Origin of the sequence: Paenibacillus terreus, from assembly GCF_042138595.1 — a bacterium.
Lineage (GTDB): Bacteria > Bacillota > Bacilli > Paenibacillales > Paenibacillaceae > Paenibacillus > Paenibacillus terreus.
In genome coordinates this window covers 886,599-910,115 of record NZ_JBHIRX010000001.1, presented here as the reverse complement: position 1 = coordinate 910,115, position 23,517 = coordinate 886,599, and the positions used below count along the sequence as shown (strand labels likewise).

Sequence of the window (23,517 nt, the reverse complement as noted above, 5' to 3'; positions counted from 1 at the left end):
TTAATTCAGTAAATCGGCATTCTTCGTCAGAACGGACAAGTAATCAGCTGCATTCAGCAACGGTTCTTTGCTCTGATGGGTCAGGCTGATAATGAGCGCGCCCTCCATCATGGAGAGGATCAGCAGCGCTGTCTCATGAGCCTTTTTCTCCTCAAAGCCATCCAAACGAAGCCGCTCCGCAATGATATCCTGCCAGGCTGTGAACACTTCCTGACAGTCTTTGCGCAGCTTGTCGCTAATGCAGGATGTTTCAACTGCCGCCCAGAAGCTGAATGGCAAAAATCCCGTAAAACCGGCAGCCTCCGCCTCATCTGCCGTCTCATGAATAAAATGCCGAATCGCATCCCCTGTGTTGTCATACGCGGCAAATGTGTCCCGAAATTTGTGAACAATATGCTCATTCGCCTTCCCGATGCACACATGCGCCAGCTCTTCTTTCCCGTTCGGAAAATAATGATACAACGACCCCTTCGGCGCACAGCTTTCCTTGATGATCTGATTAAGGCCGGTAGCATGATATCCCTGGGAAAAGAAAAGCCTTGCCGCTGTACTGACAATCGCTTCTTTGGGGTTAGATTTTTCGCCCAATGGAACCACATCCCTAAAAATTATAACAACTGGTCTACATAATTAAATCAGTTCCAATGAAGCATGTCAATAGCGGATATATAGAAGACGTATGAGCACCGGATTTGGTTACGAAAAGATGAAAATAACCCCTGTCTTAGTTGTTTTCAATAAACAATAGACAGGGGTTTTATGATTTCCTACATCGATACAACTGTATTCATGTATTTTGGATTCCAGGCAGATAACGTTCTTTAAGAATGGTCTGGTGATGAATCTCATGGCCGGCAATGACATAAGCCGCCTGCTGTGCCGTCAGAGGGTCCTGATTGAGTACGCCCTGCCGCTGCCACGCTTCTGCCGGGAGCCCTTTAAGCATATAAACCGTAGATTTTCTGAGCGATTCAAGTTCTTCGAGCAAACCTTTAAAAGGAACATGATCAAACTGCGCTTCTTTGACAAACTGATCCTGCTCATATCCCGGATAAACCAGATTGTCGCCGCGCGCGATCCGAAGCAGCCGATAAGTCCATACCCGCTCATTGTCCGTCAGATGACCCACCACTTCTTTAATGCTCCATTTGTCGACGGCGTATCTGAAGTTCGCTTGTTCCTCGTCCAGAGGCCGCAGAATGGAAAGTGTTTCTTCAATTTGATCAGCCAGAATCTCAATGATATTTCCCTCTGGTACCTGGTTGATATAATTGGTGAAAAAAGGCTTGCTTTCGTTCGTATTAGCTTCCATTTCGATGAACTCCCCCTTTTCATCAGAGTAAACTACTACGGCTGCATGCATGCTCCTTAATAGTTAGTAGGATTATACAATAGTTTGCACAAATCTGGAAACTGAATCACGGCAGGAGCCGGATTCTCATTTCTTTCTCCACATCCTCTACGCTGTAGAAGAAAATATACACTGACGCTTTAGTACCCTTGAAATTTTTATACACATCCACCGCTTTGTTGTCTCCATCCCCCACAAAATTGATTGTCAAAGGTTTTCCGATAATCCGTTCCTTGCCTTTCCCGATATAGGTTTGATTGATTCCGCCGAAGTCAGGGTCGCTGCTTTCCGTTTCCACGTATAGATCGTTATCCTTCATATAATAAGTCCATTGGACAGGATAACCACCAACCCTCGTTGTGATGCTCTGCTTCTGTTCACTGATATTTGTAAGGACTGTCGGGATATCCCCACCGTCATGATTGATAACTTCGTGCTTCCCTATTAGAAAAACGGGTGTATCCTTCGTAATGCTCAACTGCGCTGGACGTTCAATTCTTAAGGTGGATAAATGCGGATTTCCCTCCTCACCGAACCAGGCCGTAGGGCTGTTTATAACCTTTCCGGCTACTTCAAGCTGATATTCGGTGAACGGAAAAGCCCCAAAACGCTGTTGATGACTAGCGATTAACCTGATCTGGGTAGGAGTAATCACAATCTGCTCCAGGGTGGTTGCCTCTTCTCCTTCACCCAGCGGCAAATCAAGGGTCTGCCGGATCGTTCCGCTCTCCATTTGCTTTTTATTCAACACCAGGGGAAAGCTCCATTGCTCCTGAATACGGTCCGTTTCCTTCATATACTGAAGCTTGTAGGTTGTTCCCGAAGCTGAAAGATCACTTTCCTTGAAATACTGGACAGCCGTATACTCCCCGTTCTCCCCAGGTGTGCCAAAAGCTCCGCCTGGAAGCTGCTTAACGGGTGTCCCGTCTTTATATGCCACCAGCTCCGGGTAAGCCCATTGCTTCGCAGCAGGATCCTGAAAAGTAACGGCCGAAGAAATCATCAGCTTATCCGGATTTTGTAGAATGGAGTTCAATTCTATTTTTTGCAGCTTATCCTGATTAAGTTCGAAGACTTGTTTCTTCGGGTTCTGACTGTCAAACGGGATCTCCTTCTCTGCTTCTGCCAACAGCTGCAAGCCCTCTGCAATGAACCGCACATGAGCTGTGTCTGATTGTGGTGCCCAATCCGCTTCAAAATACCCCGTAAACCGGTGGTTTGCAGCATCCCAGCGCTGATCACTGTACCGGCCTTCAATGACGTTGCCTGCATCATCTATTAACTTCATGCTGTTAAAATTGAAAATCGGGCTGGGCCGTTCTCCAATATCCAGTGAATATAAAATTACTGTTCTGTTCTCGTCAACCACTGCAGTATGAAGCGTTAGCGTGACTCCCTCCTTCGTGACAGAACGCTCAATAGACTGTCCTAAATTTTGAGCAATAGCCGATTGCACTCCGCTTCTGAATTTCAATAACGAGCTCCAGTCATAATGAAAAGCTGCGTATACCGGTGCGGCTGCGAGCAGAGCGGTCAGTGAGCAGGCCACAAGTATTTTTCTGCTACGCAATCCTTTTCCAGGTATACCGCTCAGCTCAGTTGGTCGGCTTCCACATTCCTCCCTCATCCCGCATGACTCAATCCTGGACCACATCGCATCGAAGTCAGGATAAGGAACGCTGCTGTCATCTTTCAGTTGATGTTCCAGTAACCGCTCGAATGATTTCATAGGCTGCTCCTTTCATATTGATATGGGGAATCTTGCTGTTCCAGCATCTTTCGCATAAGCTTGATCCCCTTGTGCTGCCGCGACTTTGCAGTGCCCAATGGGATGGACAGCATCTCTGCAATCTCCGCCAGCTGAAATCCGTGTATGTACCGCAAGGCTATGACCGCTCTAATTTTCAGCGGGAGTCTGCTCAGATAATCCGCCCATTCCCGCGCCGTCTCACGTTCCAGGACAATCTCATCCGGCAGTTTTTCCTGTGATCCTGCGATCATGTGCGGATACACCGCTATTTTATCCAGCAAAGTACGTCTGCGCCTGAGAACATTAAGACATTGATTTACGGTGATGCGGATGATCCAGGGGCGGATTTTTTCGATGTCCTGCCAATTACTGCGGAAGACAGTTACAAACACCTCCTGGCATATGTCCTCCGCATCTGCGGCATTGTTCATCATGTAATAGCACATCCGGTATACATCCTTGCGGTAGGCTTCAAAAAGCTCTTTATTCGTCACTTGTCACCGCTCCCTCCTCTCTGCGTTCTGCGTCTATATAACAACCGGGATCGTCAAAAGGTTCATTTTCGAAAAAACGCGTTGACTTTGACACCAGTGTCATACTTTATCATTCTGTTAGTCTCATTAGAAAGGAGCTGTTTGCTTTGACAGATCAAAAAAATTCAAACCCGAATCTTGAAGGGCAAAAATCAAAAAAAGTAACTCTTATCGGCCTCGGGCCGATGGGGCTGGCGATGGGGAACGCGTTCCTGAATAAAGGCTATGAATTGACCGTATGGAACCGGACCCTGAGCAAAGCTGATGAACTTGCTGCAAAAGGCGCGTTCAAAGCCTCCAGTGTGACCGAAGCGCTGGAAACCAATGAATTGGTGATTCTGAGCCTGACGAGTTACGATGCGATGTACTCTATTCTCGAACCTGCGGCCGCTTCCCTGCAGGGCAAGGTCATTGTCAACCTTAGCTCGGATACTCCGCATAAAGCCCGTGAAGCGGCAAAATGGCTGGCTGGCCATGGAGCAATTCATATTACGGGAGGAGTACAGGTGCCTCCATCCGGTATCGGCAGCCTTGAGTCCTTCACCTTCTACAGCGGACCCAGGGAAGTGTTTGAAGCCAACAAGAAAACATTGGAGGTTCTCACCAGTACCGATTACCGGGGCGAAGAACCGGGCCTGGCTGCGCTTTACTACCAGCTGCAAATGGATATATTCTGGACCTCAATGGTCAGCTATTTTCACGCAATTGCAGTAGCCAAGAAAAATGGAATCACGGCAGAAGAGTTCCTGTCTACGGCATCAGGCATCACAGCCGCACTGCCTCAATTCATCCAGTTCTACACGCCGCGGATCGACGCGGACGAGCACCCTGGCGATGTGGACAAACTGTCCATGGGGGTGGCAAGCGTGGAGCATGTTTTTCATACCACAGAGGAAGCAGGTGTTGATGCTTCTTTGCCTGCGGCTGTTTTGGAGCTTTTCAAACGAGGTATGCAGGAGGGCTATCATAACAACAGTTTTACGAGCATCATAAAAGTGCTTGAGAAGCAGGAAACAGCATCTCTATAGAAAGGCGCCTGATTATAAAGGAGGCTCCTGCCCTCATGATGAGAGCAGGAGCCTTGTTTGTATTAAGAGGAAGCACGATGCACCAGCTTTCCTTTATACATTTTTCTCTCAGGCATGCATGCGTCACCCTGAAGACGCTGTTGCAGGCGAGCTACCATGTCCTGAACCATTTCGTCAACCCGATTTGCAATGGTTGTTAATTCAGGGGCAGTCACCAGGCAGATGGGGTGGTCATCGAAACCGATAAGCGATACATCATCAGGGACCGTAACATTATTGATCTTCGCCGCACGCAGCAAACCGGCTGCCACGAAGTCACTGCCCGCAATGATTCCGTCGATCTTCAGCTTGGAACCAAACAAGCGATTCCCCAAATCCAGACCATCCCGGATAGATACAAGCCCATCAAACCGCCGGTTTTCCGGACAAGCAAGCCCGAATTGCTGATGAGCCATTGTGAATCCGTTCCATCTCTTCATCTGCAAGGCTGTCATATGATCCATACAAAAAATCAAGTGACGGCGCCCCTTGTGCAGCAGATATTCTGTAGCCTGAAAAATGGCATCCTGCTCATCCAGCCCGTACACATCCAGCCAATCTCCTTCAAATTGCTCATTGCAAACGATGGCAAGGTTGGACTGTACTCTCTCCTTGATTTGCCGCTCACTAAGCACTGAATGAGCAATAATGACCCCATCCATTTCTTTCTGAACCAGCTTATCATATACCTGGCACTCATCCGCCTCGGAGAAGTGAGTCTGATAAACTACAAGCCTGTATCCATGCTCCCTTAACGACAGATTCAATTCACTCACAAGCTGGCTGAAATAGGGGTGGTTCAGATCAGGAACAATGATGCCTATCGATTTGCTGGACTGCAGACGTAAATGTACGGCACGCGCATTCCGCACATAAGAAAGCTGCTGAATTGCTTTCAGCACTTTTGTTCTGCTTTCCTCCGAGACATGCGGATGCGCATTCAATACACGGGATACGGTAGATTTGGAGACACCGCTGACACGGGCGATATCATGTATGTTCGGAATTTTCGACACCCCATTTTTATGGTTGACCTGGGAACGTTCCCGGAAAGTATGCTGAAAAAAAACGCGGGGAGGACTTTCAGGACCATGCAAGTAATGAAATCCACACAAGAAACACAGTACCTCATTTTGTGCGACTTTGACGAAACCTATTATCCTCATGAAGGGACCGATGCACAACTCATCAAGCTGCACGAGCTTGAACAATATTTAAACTATCTTGGTGAAAGGCACCTGGCAAAAATAGGATGGGTCACCGGCAGCAGCCTGAATCAAATACTGCAAAAAATGAAAACGGCCGGAATTGCGTATTTGCCGCATTTTATCGCCAGCGACCTGGGAACTGAAATCTGGATGACAGACTTTGATGGCCAGCTTCATTCCCTGCCTCAATGGGAAAGCAGCATCAGGAATTCTGGGTTTTCGCGGTATGCCGTGGAAGAAATATGCAATGAGCTCAGGTCAATCTACAATATCCGGCTGCAGGCACAGACCCAGCATGGTCAGGCCCCCCATAAAATGAACTTTTATTACTATGTAAAATCAGAAGCCGGAACGAGATATGACTTAAATGTAATAAAGCAGCTTGCTTTCAATTATGGCATTCAAGTAAATATCAATCGCTGCAATCCAAAAGCGGGTGATCCTCATCAGGCTTACGATATTGATTTTATCCCGAACGGAGCAGGCAAAAAGCAGGCAGCCCATTTTATGAGAACATATTACAACGTGCCTATTGAAAGGACAATAGCCTTTGGTGACAGCGGAAACGATATTGAAATGTTAAAAGCAGCAAAATACGGATACTTGCTGCAAAATGCAACCCCTGAGGCGAAGTCACTCTATCCCAATATTGCCCCCTTCCCCTATGCGGAGGGAATATTACATGTTTGCAAAACGATATTCCCCTGAGACCGGGAACCATTTCAATGATATCTTCACCTGAAAATCCCCCCGTATCCTCAAGAGATACGGGGGGATTGATCAACTCTATTTTAAGCAAAATCCCTTATTTTTTGTCCGAATCTTCAGTTTCATTTCCGCCAATGATCTGCAGCAGCTCATCTCCCTCGCGCACCTGTCCTTGCTGAAGCGGGAGCACATCTGCGTAATCATGGCTGTTGGTTACAATGATCGGTGTAACCGTGTGATAACCGGCAGCCTTGATTTTTTCCGCATCAAATTCAAGCAGCAGCTGTCCTGCTTTAACACGGTCGCCTTCCTGAATGTGGGATGTGAAATGCTGTCCATCCAGTTTCACTGTATCAATGCCCACATGAACCAGAATTTCCGCGCCTTTATCCGAAACGACAGCCAAAGCGTGTTTTTTCTTAAATGCAACGGTTACCGTTCCGTCAAACGGAGCGACAATCCGTCCTGATGCCGGCTCAATTGCAACTCCTTTGCCCATGGCTTCTGAAGCGAAGGCCGGATCTGGAACCTCCGACAATGGAACTACAGTTCCGCTCAGCGGGCTAAACGCTTTATCACTGGCTTTATCACTGACTTTTCCGGCGGCATTGGCTGGAGTGTTGTCTTTATCAGCAGCGGGTTTAGCTGTATCTTCCTCTTCAACAGGATCCTTAAAGCCAAGGATGTAAGTCAGAACAGCCGAGATCAGGAACGATGCCGTGATGCCCATGATCAGACCCGGGAAGCCTTGTCCGCCTGGACCGTAGAAAATCGGCAGGGTCAGCAGTCCCGGAGCACCGGAAGCAAACGCCTGCGTTCCGGCCTGGCCGATGATGGCGCCGCCCACTGCGCCGCCAATAATGCCTGCGATGAACGGGCGCTTAAGCGGCAGGGTTACCCCGTAAACGGCCGGTTCGGTAATGCCGAACAGGGCTGACAGTGTAGTGGAACCTGCAAGTGTTCTCAGCTTCTTGTTTTTCGTTCTCAGCATGACGCCTAAGGAAGCGCCAGCCTGGGCAAAAACGGAAGCAGTTGCTGCTGGTTTGATACCGTCTTTTCCATATACTGCAATGTTGTTAATGAACACCGGAATAAGACCCCAGTGAACACCGAAAATAACGAGCATCTGCCAGGTTGCGCCCAAAATCGCCCCCGCAATAAGCGGACTGAAGGAAAATGCTGCAAGCAATACAGATGCAATGCCGTTTCCGACATAGACCCCGAATGGTCCAAATACCATCAACGTAAGCGGCACCATTACAACCAGTGAAATTAGTGGTGTGACAAAGTTCTTGACGCTCTCATGGATGACGCGGTTGCAAAATTTCTCCAGCTTGCTCATAACGATCACCGCCAGGATGATCGGAATAACCGTGGACGAGTAACTCATCATGATGACAGGAATACCGAAGAAGTCTGCTGCCGTCCCAGCATTTTTCAGTTCAATAATCGAAGGATACAGCAAAGCGCCTGCAATCGTTACGGCAGTAAACGTATTGCCGCCGAACTTTCTCGCCGTAGTCACCGCAAGCAGCACAGGCAGGAAATAAAACAGCGCGTCCGCAGCGGCATACAGAATCGTATATGTCGAGCCGGCCTTGTCCAGCCAGCCAAAATTGCTGGCAATGAGCAGCAAACCTTTAAGAATACCGGCACCGGCCATAACTCCCATCAGTGGAGCAAAGATACTGGAGATGACTTCGATTACGCTTCCAAATCCTTTTTTGCCGCTTTTCTCCTTTTCCTTTGACCCGGATCCGGATTCGTCCAGAATGCCGCTGACCTTGCCGATGGCTGCGTACACCTCGGGAACGGTATTCCCGATGACAACCTGAAACTGTCCGCCGTTTTCCTTTACCGTGATAATTCCGTCAGTCTTCTCCAGCTTGGCTTTATCTGCCTTGGCATTGTCCTTGAGGACAAAGCGCAGCCGTGTTGCACAGTGAACAAGCGAGTCGACATTTTTTTCGCCGCCGACGCCCTCCACAATCTCTTTGGCTAATTTTTCGTAGCTCACAGCGAATACCCCCATTTTGTGGTTAAAAAGTACATTACAGGAAATCAAGGCAAACAAAAAACCTAAGCCATGTTCATAGAGTCGGCATTTCTGCCCCACTAATAATCACGACTTAGGTTTTGCCTGCATAACCAGTAACAATCCTAGGTTGTTATTCTGTTTGATGTGTATAGAATATAACGGTTTCATCCGTTTGTCAACGCATACAATTCATATTTTTTAATTTAACTTTCGAAACTCCAGTTGTTATTTTTAATAAAACACCAAGTACCAATACAGCGCGATTTCGTCGCTTGGTTTATCAAGCGCTCTGTATACATAGGAGTCGAACCCGCCGATAACAAATCCGCAGCTTTCATAGAACTTGCAAGCCTGGACATTGTTGCTTTGCGTCTCCAGCATGATTCCTGGCATACCGCCCTCCCTAGCCCAGCTCTTTGCCTGTTCGATTAGTTTCCGGCCAATGCCGAATCCTCTGTAATGGGCGTCAACTTTGATGTCTGCGACATACGCATACTTATTCCAGTTCCGTTGCAAAAGAATTTGGCCCACGACTTTATTTTCCGCGAAGGCCAAATAACAGATTTGATCCGGGCTGCCAATGTATTCCGAATAATCCGTCTCTTCTGCAAACTGATCATTATCGTAGCTTTTCTCATAAGCAGGTATCTCTTTCACCGTATATTCAATCCGCTGTCCCGTCATGGAAAGAACAAGAGCAGAATTCACGATAAAGCTGTCATTAATGTTGATCCCCCGCCCTTCGTCCCCAGCCGTCAGCTCTCTGATCAAAATATCCATGTTCGTCCTCCCGGTCTAAAATTGTATAAGGTGCGAAACAGGATGAGCGGGGGACCACGGACCTAACGGAATACGTATAGCTCAGCCATCGTCACGACCTCCTGGTAAGTTTTTAGCTTGTAAACCAGTCTAACTCATTATACAAGCTTACTCTCTTTCCACCAACCTGGCTTGCACAACCAGCCTGCCCTCTTCAGCATCCAATGCATAATCGCAGGTCGATAACGTAACAATGCGGTCATTCGTGTTCACATGGACACCTGTCTCATATTCGGAGCGCCCCTTCGATTGCTCGATAAATTCGGCATAATCACGTTCCGAATTAAAGGAGGTGCGTATATAATTCACCTCGGCTGTTGTGCGGTACACCGAAAAAATCTCCAGTTCGTAGCTGCCATACAGCGTGTCATAATAAATCACCGGGTGCGCATCAAAAAATTTCTTATCAAGATACTTTTTCAAACTGCCAAACATGGAATTATCCTTCATGCGGTGACCGTAAATAACGGTATTTGGATCTGCCCCATTAATCCGGTTCCGGAAATCGAGAAAAATGCTGCCTGCCCTTGTCTGCTCCTTTTTATAATTCCTGGTCAAATAGAACTCGTTGTCTGCAGCCTGCAGAATCGGGTAATCCACCTCTGTTCCGTCAATTGTCAGCCAGCCGACAATATCCTGATTGATAGCCAAAAGAGGTTGAAACTGCGGTCTCGCTTTACCGGCAGCTGCCGCCTCTTTATTCTCTGCCCCACTTGAATTCGGAACTGGGACCACTGCTTCCTGATGAAAAATTCGGCTTGCTTCCGCCAAAATCCGGCGATTCGCATAATAGTCGGCTGCATAAACAGTCAGCTTGCATGCGGCGAACAGGAAAATAATGGACCAAAGCAGCCATATTCCCTTTTGGACAATCGGCTTGCGATATATAACAGTCAATTGTGACAGCATAGCTGCATCCCTTCTCATCCTATGCCTGCCGGCAGGACATACAGCCCTGCCTCAGTGTCTCTTCGCAAAAACGCGCGGACGCCATACACGGAAAAAAGCATTTCCTCTGTAACCACATCGGACGGCGCCCCCTGAGCCACAATACGGCCGTCATTCATCACGATAATATGATCGCTGTACCGGATCGCCTGATTAATATCATGCAGAACCATGACAACCGTCATGACAAAGTCCGTAGTTAACCGCCTTACCAGCTCCAGGATTTCAATCTGATAATACATGTCCAGATAAGTCGTCGGCTCATCCAGAAAGAGCACCTGGGTATCCTGGGCCAGTGCCATGGCAATCCACACCCGCTGCCGTTCTCCCCCTGACAGGCTGTCAATCGTCAGAGCCCGCTTGGACAGCAGATTCGTGCTCTCCAGCGCCCGCTCAATGGCAGCACCTTCCATGTCGCGATCCGGTGTAAACCAGCCACGGTGCGGCATACGGCCATAGCTGACAAGCTTCTCCACGGTCAGATCGGCAGGTGCTTCGTTATGCTGGTGGACGATCGCCAGCTTCCGCGCAAACTCCTTGGGGGTATACTGATGAATCGCCTTGCCATCCAGCACAACCTCGCCCTGCAGCGGCTGATAGTTTCTGGACATAACGCCAAGCAGCGTCGATTTGCCGCATCCGTTCGGTCCGATGATCGTTGTTGTCTGCCCGGCCGGGATATCCGCAGCAATATGATGCAGACGGTTTACTTTACGGTCATAAGTGAATGTAACCTGCCTAACTTCCATACACCCTGTCTCCCCTTCTCAGCATAAAAATCAAAAAAGGACCGCCAATGACAGCCATAATCGTGGATGCAGGAATTTCCAGCGGGGCCACCAACGTCCGCCCCAAGGTGTCTGCCGTCAGAATCAGCAGTGCGCCCAGCAGCGCGGAAAACGGGATTACGGCTCTGTAATCCGAGCCTACCAGCAGCCGCGCAATATGCGGGATGAGCAATCCGACAAACGAAATGACACCGGCCACAGCCGTCGCCACAGCCGCAAGCAGCACTGCTGCAGCTGAAATGACAAGCCTTGCCCGCGTTACGCGCAGTCCCAGATTAGCTGCCGTCTTGTCCTGCAGCGCAAGCATGTTGCACCAGGTAACAAGCATGATGGATATGATCAAGCCGACCGAGCCGTATGTCGAAATCATCTGCACATCCTTCCATGTCTCCATGGAAATGTTCGAGGATACTGATGCATCGGGATTGGTGCCGAGCAGATAACTGCAGCTGATCATGAAAGCCTCATTTAATCCGGTGAACATGGCGTTCACCGCGATGCCGACCAGCACGATACGGAGGGGGCTCAGCCCTGATTTCCAGGAAAGGGTATAGACGAGAAAACACGCCAGTGCACCGCCCAGAAAGGCAAACAGCGGAGACCAATAATACAGCTGCGGCAGTAGCACAACCATCACGGTCGGAAAAAAATTGGCGCCTGATGCGATGCCGATAACGCCGGCATCCGCCAGCGGGTTGCGCATGACGGCCTGCAGCAGCGCACCGGATACTGCGAAGCACGCGCCGGCGAACAGCGCGACAATCAGTCGCGGCAGCCGCAAATCCTTGATGACCTCAACGGTTTCATTTCCGCCTGTAAACAGTCCGCGCATAAAATCAAGCATGCCGATTTTCAGACTGCCTGTCACCGCGGATAACACAATCATATAAATCAAGAGCACAATGACAATCACAAAGCTCCATATTTTTTTATTCATTGAAATTACTTCCTATCTCGCTCAGTATTTATCTGCTTCGAATGACCCTGAATTTTCAACTCTCGGGATACATCATACCCATCAACTCATCCAGCGCCTCGCCTGCTTCCAGGTTGGCGGTTGTTCCAAACAATCGCTCTTCAAGGTCGTAGACGCGGCCATTTTTGACGGCATCAAAATGCTTCCAGATATCGTTTTGCTTAAATTCCTGATCGAACATGTTCACTACTTCTTCCGGCATGCCGTGAGCTGCCCGTAAAATAATGTCCGGGTTGGCCTGCTGCAAATATTCGGTGTTCGAAGCCAAATACTCGACTTTTTCTCCCTGGACAATATTGATGCCCCCGCACTGCTTCACCAGATCGCCGATAAATGAATGCTCTGTCGCGACCAGATAGCTGCCGGGCACGCCAAGCAGAATCAGTACCGTTGGCTGCTTCTTTTCTTCAACCTTCTGTCTGATATCCGCCAGCTTCGCATCAAGCTGTCCCGTAATCGCTGCCGCTTGCTGCTCGCGTCCGTACTTTTCCCCAAGTCTTCGGATTGTCTGCTGCATGTCGGCTATGCTTTGCAAATTGAGAAAATCAGACGGGATGCCGGCTCCGGAAAATTTCGGTTCCAGATCATATTGCAGGGTCGTGACGGACAGCACATCGGTTGGCTGCAGGGCACGAATTCTTTCCAGATCGGGACTCATCGGATTACCTACCGGAACAGCATCCTTGTACCGTTCAGGCAGTTCTTTGCTGCTTGTGGGGATCCCGACAAGATTCAGCTCCAATGCATCCATAATTTCCGTAATTGCCACGGTTGTGGATACAATTCGCGGTTCATTGCCGGAGCTTTCCGCAGATGCCGACACGGACGGCTCAGGGCTGCCCGATGTGCATGCTGTTGTTCCGAGCAAGATCAGCATGCTGATCAGTGTAAGCCAAATCGGTTTTAACATAAGCCATCTCCTAAAGAAAATGTGTACGTTCCATTCTCTTAAAAAGCAAGTCTTGATGCGCGGATTAAGCGCACCAAGACCAATGTAAAAATATCGCCAGCACTATTGCATTATGAGATACTCATATCTATTTTCTGATTGCATTGCGGTGCCTGATCAGCATCCATGCCGACGCTGCAAGCAGCAGTACGTAAATAGCCAGAGGTGCAGTGTCAGCAGTAGCGGGATTTTGGCCTGTGCTTCTTTTTTCAGCAGCGACAGGGTCACCCTCCGTAAGCTCTGCCTGTACAACCTTATCGGCATTACGGTCGAAACCTGGCATTGCCTCTTTTGCGGCTTCAGGTTTCTGATCCACATCCGTATCGGTTGCAGCCGTTGCAGCAGGAGCCGCCCCTTCCATTTCCGGCAATCCGACATCCGGGACTGCAGCGCTGGAAGTGCCATTGCTGTCAGATCCGCTTTCCGAGCTGCCTGCAGCTGTTTCATCAATAGCAGTAATGCTCGAAGCATCAAAAGTAATTTCAACCTCATACTCGCCATCGGCTGGCAAAGACGGTTCTGCTACGGTTTCCACAGCCTGAGCTTCGGCCATCGTAGCGGATGCTTCTGTATCAACAGCCGCAACGCCGTTGTTAGAGCTGAGGAACAGAGGCAACTGGTAGCCTGCAGACTCGGTAACCGCCGGATGTACGATATGAAGCTTGGCTTTTATCGGTTTGACCAGACTGTCCGGAGCAAATCCCGCTACACGGGTATCAGACACCGGATCAGAGTTCACCGTATCAGTGCCGGCAAATTGACCGTTAAGCTCCACTTCAAATTTGCTGATGGATGAGCTGTGATTCAGCAGCAGCTGGGCATAGACTTTGTTGTCTTTCACCTTTAAGCCCGCACCTCTGCTGAAGAATTGCTCCACTCCTGTCGGTGCTTTAAGGCTGAAATCCACCGTATAGGTTCCATCCTTCAAAACTGGCTCCTTTACAGGTGGCTCAACGTAAGGTTTTGGCAAGCCTTCCTCCAGGTCTCCAACATTGAAAACAAACTGAAGTGCATATTCTTTTCCGGATACCTTCGCTTTGGCATAGACCGGCTTCGTCAGATCCATCACTTCAAATGTAACCACTCTGGTGTTCTGCTTCTCGTTGCGTGATGCAACGGAGACGTCCTTATAGGACTTGCCTCCGTCCACCTGCAATTCGGTCACAGAAGAGCTGTTCCGGATCGTCAGGCTCACGGTATTAACCTTGTTTTTCACAGTCAGACCTGCAGGGCTGACGAATTTATCGCTGACAGAAGAGATTTTCTTACCATCCTCTTCCTTCACTTCGAATGGAAGGGAGTATTGCCCGTCTTCCAGGAGGCTTACCGTCGGTGATTCGCCTACATATGGGTCCGGAGCCCCGGCTTCGATCGTAGATGGATAAAATTTGATGATAAATTCATAATCTCCATAGTAATTCAACGCCGGGATTTCGACCTTGACCCTGGCATCTACAGGTGCACTCAAATCAGCCACCTCAAAGCTGATTTCACGTGTGTTCTGACCCCGGTCTTCACTAATAGTCGATACCTCGTCGTATGAACCGTCTTTATAGACCTGCAGACTGGTAATGTAGGAGCTGTCCTTCACCGTCATGTTGATCCGGTTGATGCCGTTTTCCTTGATGAGTGTGGCTGGGCTGACCAAATAATCGGCCATTCGCGACTTCTGCACGCCATCCGGGTAAAATGCTCCGAAACGGATGCTGTAAATTCCGTCCCCGGTTTCAACCGGTACACCACCTCCGCCTCCTGGAGCTGGTGCAGGAGTCTCTGGAGTAGTCGGGGTCCCTGGATTCGTCGGAGTTCCAGGATCAGGATTACCTGTACCCGGATCAGTTCCAGGCACTCCTGCCTCGCCGAAGGACAGATCGACGTTGTACTCCTCGTCATAAATGAACGGATAACCGACCGTGTCCGTCAAATCCCAATAAATTTTCACCCAGCCATTCAGTTTGGATGTCAAATCGGCGACCTCAAACCGTACCGTCCGCGTATTCGCTGCGGTATCCTCGCTTACGGTCTCGGCTTCAACGAGCTGACCGTCTTTCTCCGTCTTGAAGCTGGTAATTTCCGCGCTTTGCAGCAGCTTGAATGAAACATACTGCTTGCCGCCGCTCACAGTCAGCTTGCCGCTGGCTGCATCCACATACTGGTACATAACCGACGTTTCTTCCGTGCCATCCTTCAGAATGTTAAAGGTGATTGGATACTCCCCGTCGGGAATTCCAGGATTCGTCGGCTCCGGAACCTCAGGATCCACCGGCCCACCGCCAGGGCTTTCAGCGGCAGTCAGTTGAATATCGACCTGATATTCAGCGTTATAGACTTGTCCATTCCCCATAACAACGTGAACCTGAACTAAAGCGTTAATCCGTTCGCTCAAGTTAGCGACTTCGAATCGCAAAGTACGGGTATTCTTTGCAGCATCTTCGCCGATAACTTCAGCATCGGTCAACACACCATCCTGCTCCGTTTTGAAGCCGGTGATGGAAGAACTGTCCAGCAGAGTAAACGTAACGAATTTTCTGTCTCCATAGATGGAAACCTTGCTGCTTGAGGGCTCAACGTATCTGTTCATCGAAGACGTTTCATCTGTTCCGTCTTTTAAGAATTTGAGGTCAATGGCATACTCCTCATCCGGGGTTCCTTCTACCGGTGTTTCTGGTTCTGTCGGGTATTCAACCGGCACACCGGAGATATCGAAAGCCAGATCAACGTCGTATTCCTCATCATAGATAATTCCCAGCAGATCTGTTAAATCCCAGTAGATTTTCACCCAGCCGTTTAACCTGGAAGACAGATCAGCGACCTCAAAACGCACGGTACGGGTATTGGCGCTGGCATCCTCACTGACTGTATCCGTTTCTGTCAACTGCCCGCCCACTTCCGTTTTAAAGCTGGTGATTTCCGCGCTTTGCAGCAGCTTGAATGAAACGAACTGCTTGCCCCCGCTTACGGTCAATTTGCCGCTCGCAGTATCAACATACTGTTGCATGACGGAAATGTCGTCCGTGCCATCTTTCAATATACTGAAGCCAATCGGATATTCACCGTCAGGAATCACGCCAGCAGCTGTCTGATCTTCCGGCTGCAGCTGCACCTGATAAGCAGAGGTTTGGCTGAAGCGATATGTATCTCCGCCTTCATTGGAAATAGCTGCGGAGACCAAAGCTACCTCTGCAGAGGCCGGCTCGTCCAGCGGCTTCACCTTGAATGTCAACAGGGCAAACGTGTTATTCGCATCGGCCGCTTCTTGTCCTGAATCCACAGACGCGGACAGATGCACTTGATCATTGGCTGTCCGGTTATAAGACAATGAATAGTCGGTTAGAGCAGATTCAACCGAAACAAGCTCAAGGCGCTCTTCATCGAATGAGATCGTCGACTCCAGTTCATATACATTCTGATACACGCTGTCGGTGACACCGCTGAATTGCAGCTCCACCTGCAGGGAGTCGCCGGCTTTTGCCATTGCATTGCCCGACAACTTCGCCAATGGCCCATCCGTGGCAGCAAAGGCCGAGCCCATGAGCGAAGGGACTTGCGATGTACCCAGTAATAGGCAGAGCATGGTAAACACCAATGCCGCTTTTTTAAATAACCTGTTCAATTCATTCAGCTCTCCTCAATCCTCAATTTTACGGCTGTTCATGGCTTATTAAGGAGTTACAGGAGTGATGCTTGTTGTATCAAACTTCAGCTGCACCTCATATTTGCCGTTGTAGTTCAGGACAGGAATAACTACTTCCGTATACGCGTTAAGCTTGGCATCCAGATCGGCAACCGGGAAGCCAACCACTCTGGTGTTAGCTGCCGCGTCGCTGCTGACGATATCAGCGTCGACATATTGGCCGTTTTGTTCGGTTTGAAACTTGGTAATCCAGGAGCTGTTTTTCAGTGTGAAGGTCACATAAGCCTGGCCCCCGTTAACCGTCAGATTAGCCGGTTTCACAGTATAACTGTCCATCATGGAGGTGCTGTCCGTTCCATCCTTCAGCACAGCATAGTTAATCGTATATTTCCCGTCTGCAGGAGCAGCTCCGGCTGCACCATAAGGCAAAAGCAATGCGAACACTACGAACGTCATTAACGACCATTTAAGCAGCAAGTTTTTTTTCATGATCAGATCAATCTCCTTTTTATAAAAAATTTATTTGGATCTGGACAGATACAATCGTCGGAGCAAAAATAAAAGCGATACTGCAAAAACAGCCACCCATGCAGCAATTGGAGCGGTGTCTGCTGTTGGCGGATTGACCACTTGATCGCCCGACTCTACATTCTTCAAAACGCTGTTATCAGAACTAGATTCTTTGACATTGGCCTGAACCCGGCTCTCTGCACCGTCATTCGCTCCGGAAGCAGCAGTGCTTGCAGAATTGGGAGCATTGTTTTCGGTTTTTGCAGCAGCGTTCGCAACCTTCGCAGAAGACGATTCAGGCTCCTTATTTTTTGCTGCTGCAGATTGTTCAGCCTTCACCGGAGTAATGCTGCTGCTGTCAAAGGCAAAGCGGATCGTGTAGTCATGGTCATAGTCCACGGACGGAACGGTTACATGAATTTTTGCGGCAAGCGGGGATTCCAGGCTCTGCAGCGGAAATCTCGCTACCCGTGTATCAGCGGCACTGTCACTGCTGACGGTAGTCGTATCAACATATCCACCGCCATCCGGAACCTTGAACTCCGTGATCCAGGCACTGTGGTTCAGCCGGATTACCGCCTCCAGCTTCCCGTTATTGACATGGATCACAGCCGGTTTTTCAAAATAATCGTTTGCCATGGAGACCGAATCATTTTCAGCTTTTAAAATGTTGTAGTCAACGTTATATTCTCCATCCTGCAATGCAATGACTTCTGCCTGAACCTTAGATGTGACGCATAATACCAGGCCCATAACCGCAGCCAGGAAAAGGACGGGGATTGCTTTCCACCTCTTCATGGAAACCCTTTTCCTCCTCTCAATCTCTCTCATGGATTGAATCATTACAAGCGCATAAACTTCTTTCTCATTGATTATCATTCTCAATTGTAGCTTAAAAAAAATGATCCTATCAGCTTGTATGTTGTTACAGAACACTTCTTCCTCATCTCTTCTTGCTTTCCTGCAACCGAGAACTCTCCCCCTCGGTTTCTTTCAAGCTATCAACCTGTCCGGCAATCGGCTAATCAAACCAGTAATCCATGGCATCCCTCCCCAGTGACAAAATAAGGTGCGGTTGCGATTTGATATTATCCCACTCTTCACGGAGGTGTCAATCAAAAAAATAAATTTTTAGCTAAAGTGAAATTGAGATTGACAGTGATAATGATTTTCATTATCATTCTTCTATACAGCATCTTCTTCCTCATTCTTCCTCCCCATCTCTCAGGAACAGGAGTATTTTATGAATAATAAAGCTGTATTGGCAAGCAGCCTGATCTTGCTTCTCTTGACTGGATGCGGGACTGGCAGCGGGTCCATTGAGGGGCGAACATCTGCGGCCCAATCCGCTTCTGCAGAGAATCCGTCAGAAGCTGTCACAATTACGGTGACTGATTTTGCAGGAAGAGAGGTGACGTTGCCTTATCCCCCCGCACGAATAGTAGCGTTAAGTAATGGGGATATGGACATTGTTCATGCTCTCGGTGGGGATCTCGTCGGAAGACCGACGTCCTCAGCAGAAGCAGAGCTATCGGATATTGAAGAGGTCGGAACTACACATGAGCTTGATTTTGAGAAAATTACTATTCTAAGGCCGGATCTCGTGCTCGGCAATGCCGTACTGAACGCAAAGGATACCGCGATGATTGAAAGCATCGGCTCGAAAATGTTCTTGACCGAAGCGAACTCAGCTGCTGATATCCGGAAACAGATACGCTTGCTGGGTAAAATCCTTGATCAGAACAGCAAAGCAGAAGAGCTCGTGCGGGCTATTGACGGCAAAATCCAGGAACTTCGGAATGAAGAGCTTCCTTCCCGGCCAAGGGTACTGATGATCTATGGAGCGCCCGGTACGTATTTGGCGGCACTGCCTAATTCCTTGAGCGGTAACTTGCTTGAACTGGCCGGTGGAGTAAATATCGCATCCGATTATCCTGAACTGGACAGCTATCCACACTATGCCCAATTGAACACGGAACGAATTGTTGAATCCGATCCCGAGCTGATCTTAATCATGACACATGGACAGCCGGAGGCCGTTAAAGACGGTTTTTTCAAGGAAATGCAGGTAAATGCGGCCTGGAACGGGATTCAGGCGGTCAAGAACGGACAGGTTCATGTGCTTCCTTCCGACCTGTTTGGAACCAATCCGGGAACCAAGGTAACGGATGCGCTTGATGAGCTGCACGGTTTACTGGAGGCAGTGAAATGAATGCAGTCGATGTTCGGCAAAGAACGAACAGACGCAATATCTTGCTACTCTTCTCTCCCCTCATTCTTATCGCAGCAAGCGTATACGGACTGACCTATGGTTCAATCCCGGTCACGATTCAGGATATTTGGTCTGCCATGCTCGAGCGAGGCAGCTCTGCCTATGGAACGATCATTATGGATTTGCGTCTGCCGCGGATACTGACCGGAATGCTGGTCGGAGCCTGTCTTGCAGCTTCAGGTGCTTTGCTTCAGGGAGTGATGAAAAATCCGTTGGCTGATCCGGGCATTATTGGTGTATCTTCCGGGGGAGGATTGGCAGCCGTCATCTGTATGGTGGCACTGCCGCAATACAGCTACCTGCTGCCCGCAGCGGCGTTCGCCGGAGCTTTTGCCACCTCGCTTGTCATCTATGGAATGGCCTGGGACAAAGGAGCTTCACCAGTCAAAATTATTCTTGCCGGCGTTGCCGTTAATGCCCTGCTCGGCGCTGTTATGAATGGAGTTATGGTTGTTTACAGCGATCGTGTGCAGGCGGTTCTCTCATGGTTATCCGGCGGGCTGAACGGGAGAAGCTGGCACCATCTCTCCTTCATGGCCCCCTATGCCCTGATAGGTTTGCTTCTGACGATTCCGGCGATACGCCCGGCCAATCTGATGCAGCTGGGGGACGAATCCGCAAGGCTGCTTGGTCAGAGAATCGAGTTGCAGCGGCTCCTGCTCATGCTGCTTGCATCCTTCCTTGCCGGCACGGCCGTCAGTGTGGCCGGTTTGATCGGTTTTGTCGGCCTTGTCGTCCCTCACGCCATCCGGCTTGTCATTGGAGACGATTACCGCTTTCTGCTTCCGTTATCCGTCATGGGCGGGGCATCTTTGGTGGTGCTGGCAGACACGATCGCCAGATCCTGGTTTGACCCGATTGAGCTTCCTGTCGGAATTTTGCTGGCCGCGCTGGGTGCGCCATTCTTTTTGATTCTGCTCAGGAGACGGGGGAAAATCAGATGAAGGAGAACACACTTGCCGTCAAAGATATTTCGCTTCATAGACAAGGCTTTCAACTGAAAAGGATCAACGCCGAATTTCCGCCAGGACGCATAACGGCTATAGTCGGTCCCAACGGTTCCGGCAAATCCACGCTATTGAAAACAATAACCCGTCTAATCGCAGTCGATGATGGAGAAATTTTCATTCACGGAAAGCCGGCTTCCGCCTTTTCGCCCAGACAGCTGGCCCGGCATATTTCCATGCTTCCGCAGACCAGGGACTCCCTGCCCGATCTGACGGTACAAGAGCTCGTCGCTTATGGACGTACTCCTTACAAGAAGCTGTTTCAGCAGCGGCATACCCGTGAAGACGATCAGGCGGTCGAATTTGCGCTTAATGCCGTTGGCATGAGCGGGCATGCGGAGAGATTGTTTTACACCCTGTCGGGAGGTGAGCAGCAGCGGGCCAGAATTGCCATGGCGCTGGCGCAGGGGACGGATATTTTATTGCTGGATGAGCCTACAACTTATTTGGATATCGCCCACCAGCTGGATATTTTGAATATGCTGAAGCGGATCAATGAGCAATGGGAGATCACGATTGCGATGGTTCTGCACGATTTGCAGCAAGCAGCCGCTTACTGTCATCATATGATCGCCATGAAGCACGGCGCTGTTGCCGCGGCAGGCAGTCCGCGAGATTTGCTTACGCCTGCATTTCTGAAAGAAATCTACGAGATTGATGCTAAAGTAACCGTGATCGACGGATACCCGCTTATTATACCTGTGACGAACTTAAATAAACCGGGAGGAATTTAATAATGATAATTGTAACGAACACCTCGCAAATTACGAAAGGCAACGCCGACAAACTGATCGAGCGTTTTAACAAAACGGGAAAAGTGGAAATGATGGAGGGATTTCTGGGGCTGGAGGTGCTGTTGACGGAGAACACCAAGGACCACGACGAGGTTACGATCAGCACGCGCTGGGTCTCCAAAGAGCATTTTCAGGCCTGGACACGCAGCGATGCTTTCCGTGAATCTCATTCCCACCGTGAGATACCGGATTACATACTGGACAACAAGATTACTTTTTATGAGGTCAAAATTATCAGACAGCCGCTGACCGACATCGATTCTCCTCAGTTGACGGATATGCGGGCATAAGGTTTGTTTAAGTGAATCGGATTTTGTTCTAACATCCATACTGTTTAATGTAACCTTAAAACTTCCGTGGAGGTAACAAATTTGGGCAAAAACAAATCCTTAAAGCAAAAAATGCAGTCAACGGCGGACAAAAGCAGCAACGTGGAGAGCGGCAAAGAGCATCCGACAACGAACACCAATATGGGCAAGTTCCATATTCCTAACCGTCCGTCTGTCTAAAACGAATCCAATTAAAAAAAGGGATGAACAGGCTGTATGCTTGTTCATCCCCGTATTTTGCATTGCTTTTACCCCTTAGCCGCCAAATACTGATCCAATTGCTCAAAGGCTGCACCAAAGCCTTGCTGCATGCTGTCAAGGATCGACTTGAAGGTTTCCAACTCTTCCTCTGCTGTCGTTAATGGCACTGCGTGAAGAGTAATCATCGTCTTTCCGTTTTGCTCTGAGAATGTCAAAGTATTCAGAACCTCCAGCGGCCACGTCTCGCTGAACGGACCCCGGTTTGTATTGCCCTCTTCATCCGCGAAGGAGCTGACATAGATCACCTTCTCAGGCGCGGAAATTTCACGGTAAACGAACTTGCTCCACATCACATTTCCATCGGCTTGCAGGCAGTAATGACAGATCCCCCCTGGACGAAGATCCAGCTTGATCACTTCCATCTCCCAACCCGCAGGACCCCACCAATGCTTCAAATGCTCCTTTTGCGTAAACGCTTCGAATACAAGCTCCCGCGGAGCATTAATTGTGCGTGTGATAACTAACTCAGCAGTTTTGGACATACTGTCCCTCCTGAAGATAATAAATTTGGTATTTTACTTCACTTGAAATGTGCTGCCGGATAGCTGGTTCAATGAATTCTGCGCGGCCGTTTTCCGTCTTTTATGGTAATAAACATAAGATCCCGCGATTAACAGATAACCGACAAGAAAAACGAGCGTACCGCCCGAAAATCCGTCCACAGCGATATTTGAATACATGGCTCCCGTCAAATCAAAACATAGTCCGGCATATGCCCACTCCTTGATTCGCGGAAAACCTGGAACAAGAATGGCCACAACCCCCAATAATTTGGCAATTCCTATAAAAGGAAGCAGATATGCGGGGTAGCCCAAGTGCTCGAACATGGTAACAGCCTCGGGAGCAGACAATATATCAGGAATCGCCCCCAGCCCCATTAATGCCGCCAGCAGCACGGTGAATATCCAATAGGGAATCGCAAGCTTTTTCATTGATCATCAGCCTCCTGTAACAACTGTTAATCGTTCTGCAAGACGGTCAAATGTCGATTTGGCTCCTTCAAGCGCTCCATACTCTTTGACCACATGTTCCAGTTCCTCTACTGTTTTGAACTGCATGTGCATCGTAAGCTCGGTATGCTTCCCCTGGTCCGCAAACGTAACCGTCACCCGGAACGATTCATCTTCATCACCGTCTCCATGGGAATAGACGAGCTTCTCCGGACTTACGACTTCCCGATAAGTGATCTTGTTCAGATAATCCGTTCCATCCGGCCCGTGCATGATATAACGCCATACACCTCCAGGTCTGACATCGAATTCTTGAACCGTGATGGTGAAGCCCTTTGGCCCCCACCAATGGGTCAAATGCTCGGGATCCGTCCATGTTGTAAATACCAGTTCACGCGGCGCATCAAATACCCGGTTGACCACGATTTCCCGGTCGATAACAGAGGTAATAGTATTGCCAGATGATTTAAAATGTTCCATTATATCAGCTCTCCTTGGCTTGGTCTCGAATTCATGTCTCTAATATACCTTTTTGAGAATATTCCTGTCAAGGAATATTCTCAAATCAGTTTAAAAAAACGCACCCAGGCTTTCGCTTGAATGCGTTAATTTCCATCATGATATA

The 23,517-nt window shown here is 49.0% G+C and carries 24 protein-coding genes; 7 read left to right on the top strand and 17 right to left on the bottom strand.

Going from position 1 to position 23,517, the window contains the following annotated elements:
• The 4 genes from ACE5KN_RS04190 to ACE5KN_RS04175 form a co-directional block, all read right to left on the bottom strand.
• The gene (locus tag ACE5KN_RS04190; RefSeq protein ID WP_375528142.1) at positions 1-588 is read right to left on the bottom strand and encodes a TetR/AcrR family transcriptional regulator; all 588 of its coding nucleotides are present in this window, start codon (positions 586-588) and stop codon (positions 1-3) included.
• Positions 589-787: 199 nt separating this feature from the next.
• Complete coding sequence (locus ACE5KN_RS04185; RefSeq protein ID WP_375528141.1) at positions 788-1,312, bottom strand: DinB family protein; 525 nt, start codon at positions 1,310-1,312, stop codon at positions 788-790.
• A gap of 106 nt (positions 1,313-1,418) precedes the next feature.
• Positions 1,419-3,080 (bottom strand): DUF4179 domain-containing protein, encoded by a 1,662-nt coding sequence (locus ACE5KN_RS04180; RefSeq protein WP_375528140.1) that lies wholly within the window; start codon positions 3,078-3,080, stop codon positions 1,419-1,421.
• A complete protein-coding gene (locus ACE5KN_RS04175) occupies positions 3,077-3,595 on the bottom strand; it encodes an RNA polymerase sigma factor (RefSeq protein WP_375528139.1) in 519 nt (172 codons plus the stop codon). Before ACE5KN_RS04175 ends, ACE5KN_RS04180 begins: the two co-directional genes overlap by 4 nt.
• A gap of 146 nt (positions 3,596-3,741) precedes the next feature.
• On the opposite strand from ACE5KN_RS04175, the gene ACE5KN_RS04170 reads away from it, so the two are divergent.
• Complete coding sequence (locus ACE5KN_RS04170; protein WP_375528138.1) at positions 3,742-4,662, top strand: NAD(P)-dependent oxidoreductase; 921 nt, start codon at positions 3,742-3,744, stop codon at positions 4,660-4,662.
• 62 nt (positions 4,663-4,724) lie between these two features.
• Here the strand turns inward: ACE5KN_RS04170 and ACE5KN_RS04165 are convergent, their stop codons facing one another.
• The gene (locus ACE5KN_RS04165; protein WP_375528137.1) at positions 4,725-5,717 is read right to left on the bottom strand and encodes a LacI family DNA-binding transcriptional regulator; all 993 of its coding nucleotides are present in this window, start codon (positions 5,715-5,717) and stop codon (positions 4,725-4,727) included.
• A 39-nt stretch (positions 5,718-5,756) separates the two neighbouring features.
• Between ACE5KN_RS04165 and ACE5KN_RS04160 the strand changes: the two genes are divergently transcribed.
• The gene (locus ACE5KN_RS04160; protein WP_375528136.1) at positions 5,757-6,617 is read left to right on the top strand and encodes an HAD-IIB family hydrolase; all 861 of its coding nucleotides are present in this window, start codon (positions 5,757-5,759) and stop codon (positions 6,615-6,617) included.
• A gap of 97 nt (positions 6,618-6,714) precedes the next feature.
• On the opposite strand, the gene ACE5KN_RS04155 is transcribed toward ACE5KN_RS04160, so the two are convergent.
• The 9 genes from ACE5KN_RS04155 to isdC form a co-directional block, all read right to left on the bottom strand.
• On the bottom strand, positions 6,715-8,634 hold the full coding sequence (locus ACE5KN_RS04155) for a beta-glucoside-specific PTS transporter subunit IIABC (protein WP_375528135.1): 1,920 nt from the start codon (positions 8,632-8,634) through the stop codon (positions 6,715-6,717).
• 252 nt (positions 8,635-8,886) lie between these two features.
• Complete coding sequence (locus ACE5KN_RS04150; protein WP_375528134.1) at positions 8,887-9,435, bottom strand: GNAT family N-acetyltransferase; 549 nt, start codon at positions 9,433-9,435, stop codon at positions 8,887-8,889.
• Between the two features lie 147 nt (positions 9,436-9,582).
• Positions 9,583-10,371, bottom strand: a complete 789-nt coding sequence (srtB, locus tag ACE5KN_RS04145) for a class B sortase (protein WP_375528133.1) — start codon at positions 10,369-10,371, stop codon at positions 9,583-9,585.
• Between the two features lie 26 nt (positions 10,372-10,397).
• On the bottom strand, positions 10,398-11,171 hold the full coding sequence (locus tag ACE5KN_RS04140) for an ABC transporter ATP-binding protein (RefSeq protein ID WP_375528132.1): 774 nt from the start codon (positions 11,169-11,171) through the stop codon (positions 10,398-10,400).
• Positions 11,161-12,147 (bottom strand): FecCD family ABC transporter permease, encoded by a 987-nt coding sequence (locus ACE5KN_RS04135; RefSeq protein ID WP_375528131.1) that lies wholly within the window; start codon positions 12,145-12,147, stop codon positions 11,161-11,163. Before ACE5KN_RS04135 ends, ACE5KN_RS04140 begins: the two co-directional genes overlap by 11 nt.
• Before the next feature lie 55 nt (positions 12,148-12,202).
• Positions 12,203-13,096 carry a heme ABC transporter substrate-binding protein IsdE gene (gene isdE / locus ACE5KN_RS04130; RefSeq protein WP_375528130.1) on the bottom strand — a complete coding sequence of 298 codons (894 nt, stop codon included), beginning with the start codon at positions 13,094-13,096 and terminating at the stop codon, positions 12,203-12,205.
• A gap of 127 nt (positions 13,097-13,223) precedes the next feature.
• Complete coding sequence (locus ACE5KN_RS04125) at positions 13,224-16,748, bottom strand: NEAT domain-containing protein (protein ID WP_375528129.1); 3,525 nt, start codon at positions 16,746-16,748, stop codon at positions 13,224-13,226.
• A 48-nt stretch (positions 16,749-16,796) separates the two neighbouring features.
• Positions 16,797-17,258, bottom strand: coding sequence for an NEAT domain-containing protein (locus tag ACE5KN_RS04120; protein WP_375528128.1), 462 nt, complete (start codon positions 17,256-17,258; stop codon positions 16,797-16,799).
• 30 nt (positions 17,259-17,288) lie between these two features.
• Positions 17,289-18,077: a heme uptake protein IsdC gene (gene isdC / locus ACE5KN_RS04115; RefSeq protein WP_375528127.1), complete on the bottom strand. Its 789-nt coding sequence runs from the start codon at positions 18,075-18,077 to the stop codon at positions 17,289-17,291.
• Positions 18,078-18,522: 445 nt separating this feature from the next.
• Here isdC and ACE5KN_RS04110 point away from each other — a divergent pair, with 445 nt between their 5' ends.
• The 5 genes from ACE5KN_RS04110 to ACE5KN_RS04090 all read left to right on the top strand — a co-directional run bounded on the left by ACE5KN_RS04110 (position 18,523) and on the right by ACE5KN_RS04090 (position 21,861).
• Positions 18,523-19,491 carry an ABC transporter substrate-binding protein gene (locus ACE5KN_RS04110; protein WP_375528126.1) on the top strand — a complete coding sequence of 323 codons (969 nt, stop codon included), beginning with the start codon at positions 18,523-18,525 and terminating at the stop codon, positions 19,489-19,491.
• Positions 19,488-20,495 carry a FecCD family ABC transporter permease gene (locus tag ACE5KN_RS04105; RefSeq protein ID WP_375528125.1) on the top strand — a complete coding sequence of 336 codons (1,008 nt, stop codon included), beginning with the start codon at positions 19,488-19,490 and terminating at the stop codon, positions 20,493-20,495. Before ACE5KN_RS04110 ends, ACE5KN_RS04105 begins: the two co-directional genes overlap by 4 nt.
• Positions 20,492-21,292 (top strand): ABC transporter ATP-binding protein, encoded by an 801-nt coding sequence (locus tag ACE5KN_RS04100; protein ID WP_375528124.1) that lies wholly within the window; start codon positions 20,492-20,494, stop codon positions 21,290-21,292. The genes ACE5KN_RS04105 and ACE5KN_RS04100 overlap by 4 nt, the downstream gene beginning before the upstream one ends.
• 2 nt (positions 21,293-21,294) lie before the next feature.
• The gene (gene isdG / locus ACE5KN_RS04095) at positions 21,295-21,642 is read left to right on the top strand and encodes a heme oxygenase (RefSeq protein ID WP_375528123.1); all 348 of its coding nucleotides are present in this window, start codon (positions 21,295-21,297) and stop codon (positions 21,640-21,642) included.
• A gap of 81 nt (positions 21,643-21,723) precedes the next feature.
• Entirely contained in the window at positions 21,724-21,861 is a 138-nt protein-coding gene (locus tag ACE5KN_RS04090) for a hypothetical protein (protein ID WP_355324100.1), read from the top strand.
• A 68-nt stretch (positions 21,862-21,929) separates the two neighbouring features.
• Here ACE5KN_RS04090 and ACE5KN_RS04085 read toward each other — a convergent pair whose 3' ends face one another.
• The 3 genes from ACE5KN_RS04085 to ACE5KN_RS04075 are packed head-to-tail and all read right to left on the bottom strand — an operon-like array spanning position 21,930 to position 23,372.
• The gene (locus tag ACE5KN_RS04085; protein ID WP_375528122.1) at positions 21,930-22,424 is read right to left on the bottom strand and encodes an SRPBCC domain-containing protein; all 495 of its coding nucleotides are present in this window, start codon (positions 22,422-22,424) and stop codon (positions 21,930-21,932) included.
• 33 nt (positions 22,425-22,457) lie between these two features.
• The gene (locus ACE5KN_RS04080) at positions 22,458-22,874 is read right to left on the bottom strand and encodes a DoxX family protein (RefSeq protein ID WP_375528121.1); all 417 of its coding nucleotides are present in this window, start codon (positions 22,872-22,874) and stop codon (positions 22,458-22,460) included.
• Between the two features lie 6 nt (positions 22,875-22,880).
• A complete protein-coding gene (locus ACE5KN_RS04075; protein ID WP_375528120.1) occupies positions 22,881-23,372 on the bottom strand; it encodes an SRPBCC family protein in 492 nt (163 codons plus the stop codon).
• Positions 23,373-23,517: the final 145 nt, after the last annotated feature.

Coding starts and splice junctions, on each gene's coding strand:
- ACE5KN_RS04150 (WP_375528134.1), bottom strand. CDS start 9,435: ATGGATATTTTGATCAGAGAGCTGACGGCTGGGGACGAAGGGCGGGGG.
- ACE5KN_RS04160 (WP_375528136.1), top strand. CDS start 5,757: ATGCTGAAAAAAAACGCGGGGAGGACTTTCAGGACCATGCAAGTAATG.
- isdE (WP_375528130.1), bottom strand. CDS start 13,096: ATGTTAAAACCGATTTGGCTTACACTGATCAGCATGCTGATCTTGCTC.
- ACE5KN_RS04185 (WP_375528141.1), bottom strand. CDS start 1,312: ATGGAAGCTAATACGAACGAAAGCAAGCCTTTTTTCACCAATTATATC.
- ACE5KN_RS04135 (WP_375528131.1), bottom strand. CDS start 12,147: ATGAATAAAAAAATATGGAGCTTTGTGATTGTCATTGTGCTCTTGATT.
- ACE5KN_RS04075 (WP_375528120.1), bottom strand. CDS start 23,372: ATGGAACATTTTAAATCATCTGGCAATACTATTACCTCTGTTATCGAC.
- isdC (WP_375528127.1), bottom strand. CDS start 18,077: ATGAAGAGGTGGAAAGCAATCCCCGTCCTTTTCCTGGCTGCGGTTATG.
- ACE5KN_RS04080 (WP_375528121.1), bottom strand. CDS start 22,874: ATGAAAAAGCTTGCGATTCCCTATTGGATATTCACCGTGCTGCTGGCG.
- ACE5KN_RS04085 (WP_375528122.1), bottom strand. CDS start 22,424: ATGTCCAAAACTGCTGAGTTAGTTATCACACGCACAATTAATGCTCCG.
- ACE5KN_RS04180 (WP_375528140.1), bottom strand. CDS start 3,080: ATGAAATCATTCGAGCGGTTACTGGAACATCAACTGAAAGATGACAGC.
- ACE5KN_RS04140 (WP_375528132.1), bottom strand. CDS start 11,171: ATGGAAGTTAGGCAGGTTACATTCACTTATGACCGTAAAGTAAACCGT.
- ACE5KN_RS04105 (WP_375528125.1), top strand. CDS start 19,488: ATGAATGCAGTCGATGTTCGGCAAAGAACGAACAGACGCAATATCTTG.
- ACE5KN_RS04110 (WP_375528126.1), top strand. CDS start 18,523: ATGAATAATAAAGCTGTATTGGCAAGCAGCCTGATCTTGCTTCTCTTG.
- ACE5KN_RS04120 (WP_375528128.1), bottom strand. CDS start 17,258: ATGAAAAAAAACTTGCTGCTTAAATGGTCGTTAATGACGTTCGTAGTG.
- isdG (WP_375528123.1), top strand. CDS start 21,295: ATGATAATTGTAACGAACACCTCGCAAATTACGAAAGGCAACGCCGAC.
- ACE5KN_RS04100 (WP_375528124.1), top strand. CDS start 20,492: ATGAAGGAGAACACACTTGCCGTCAAAGATATTTCGCTTCATAGACAA.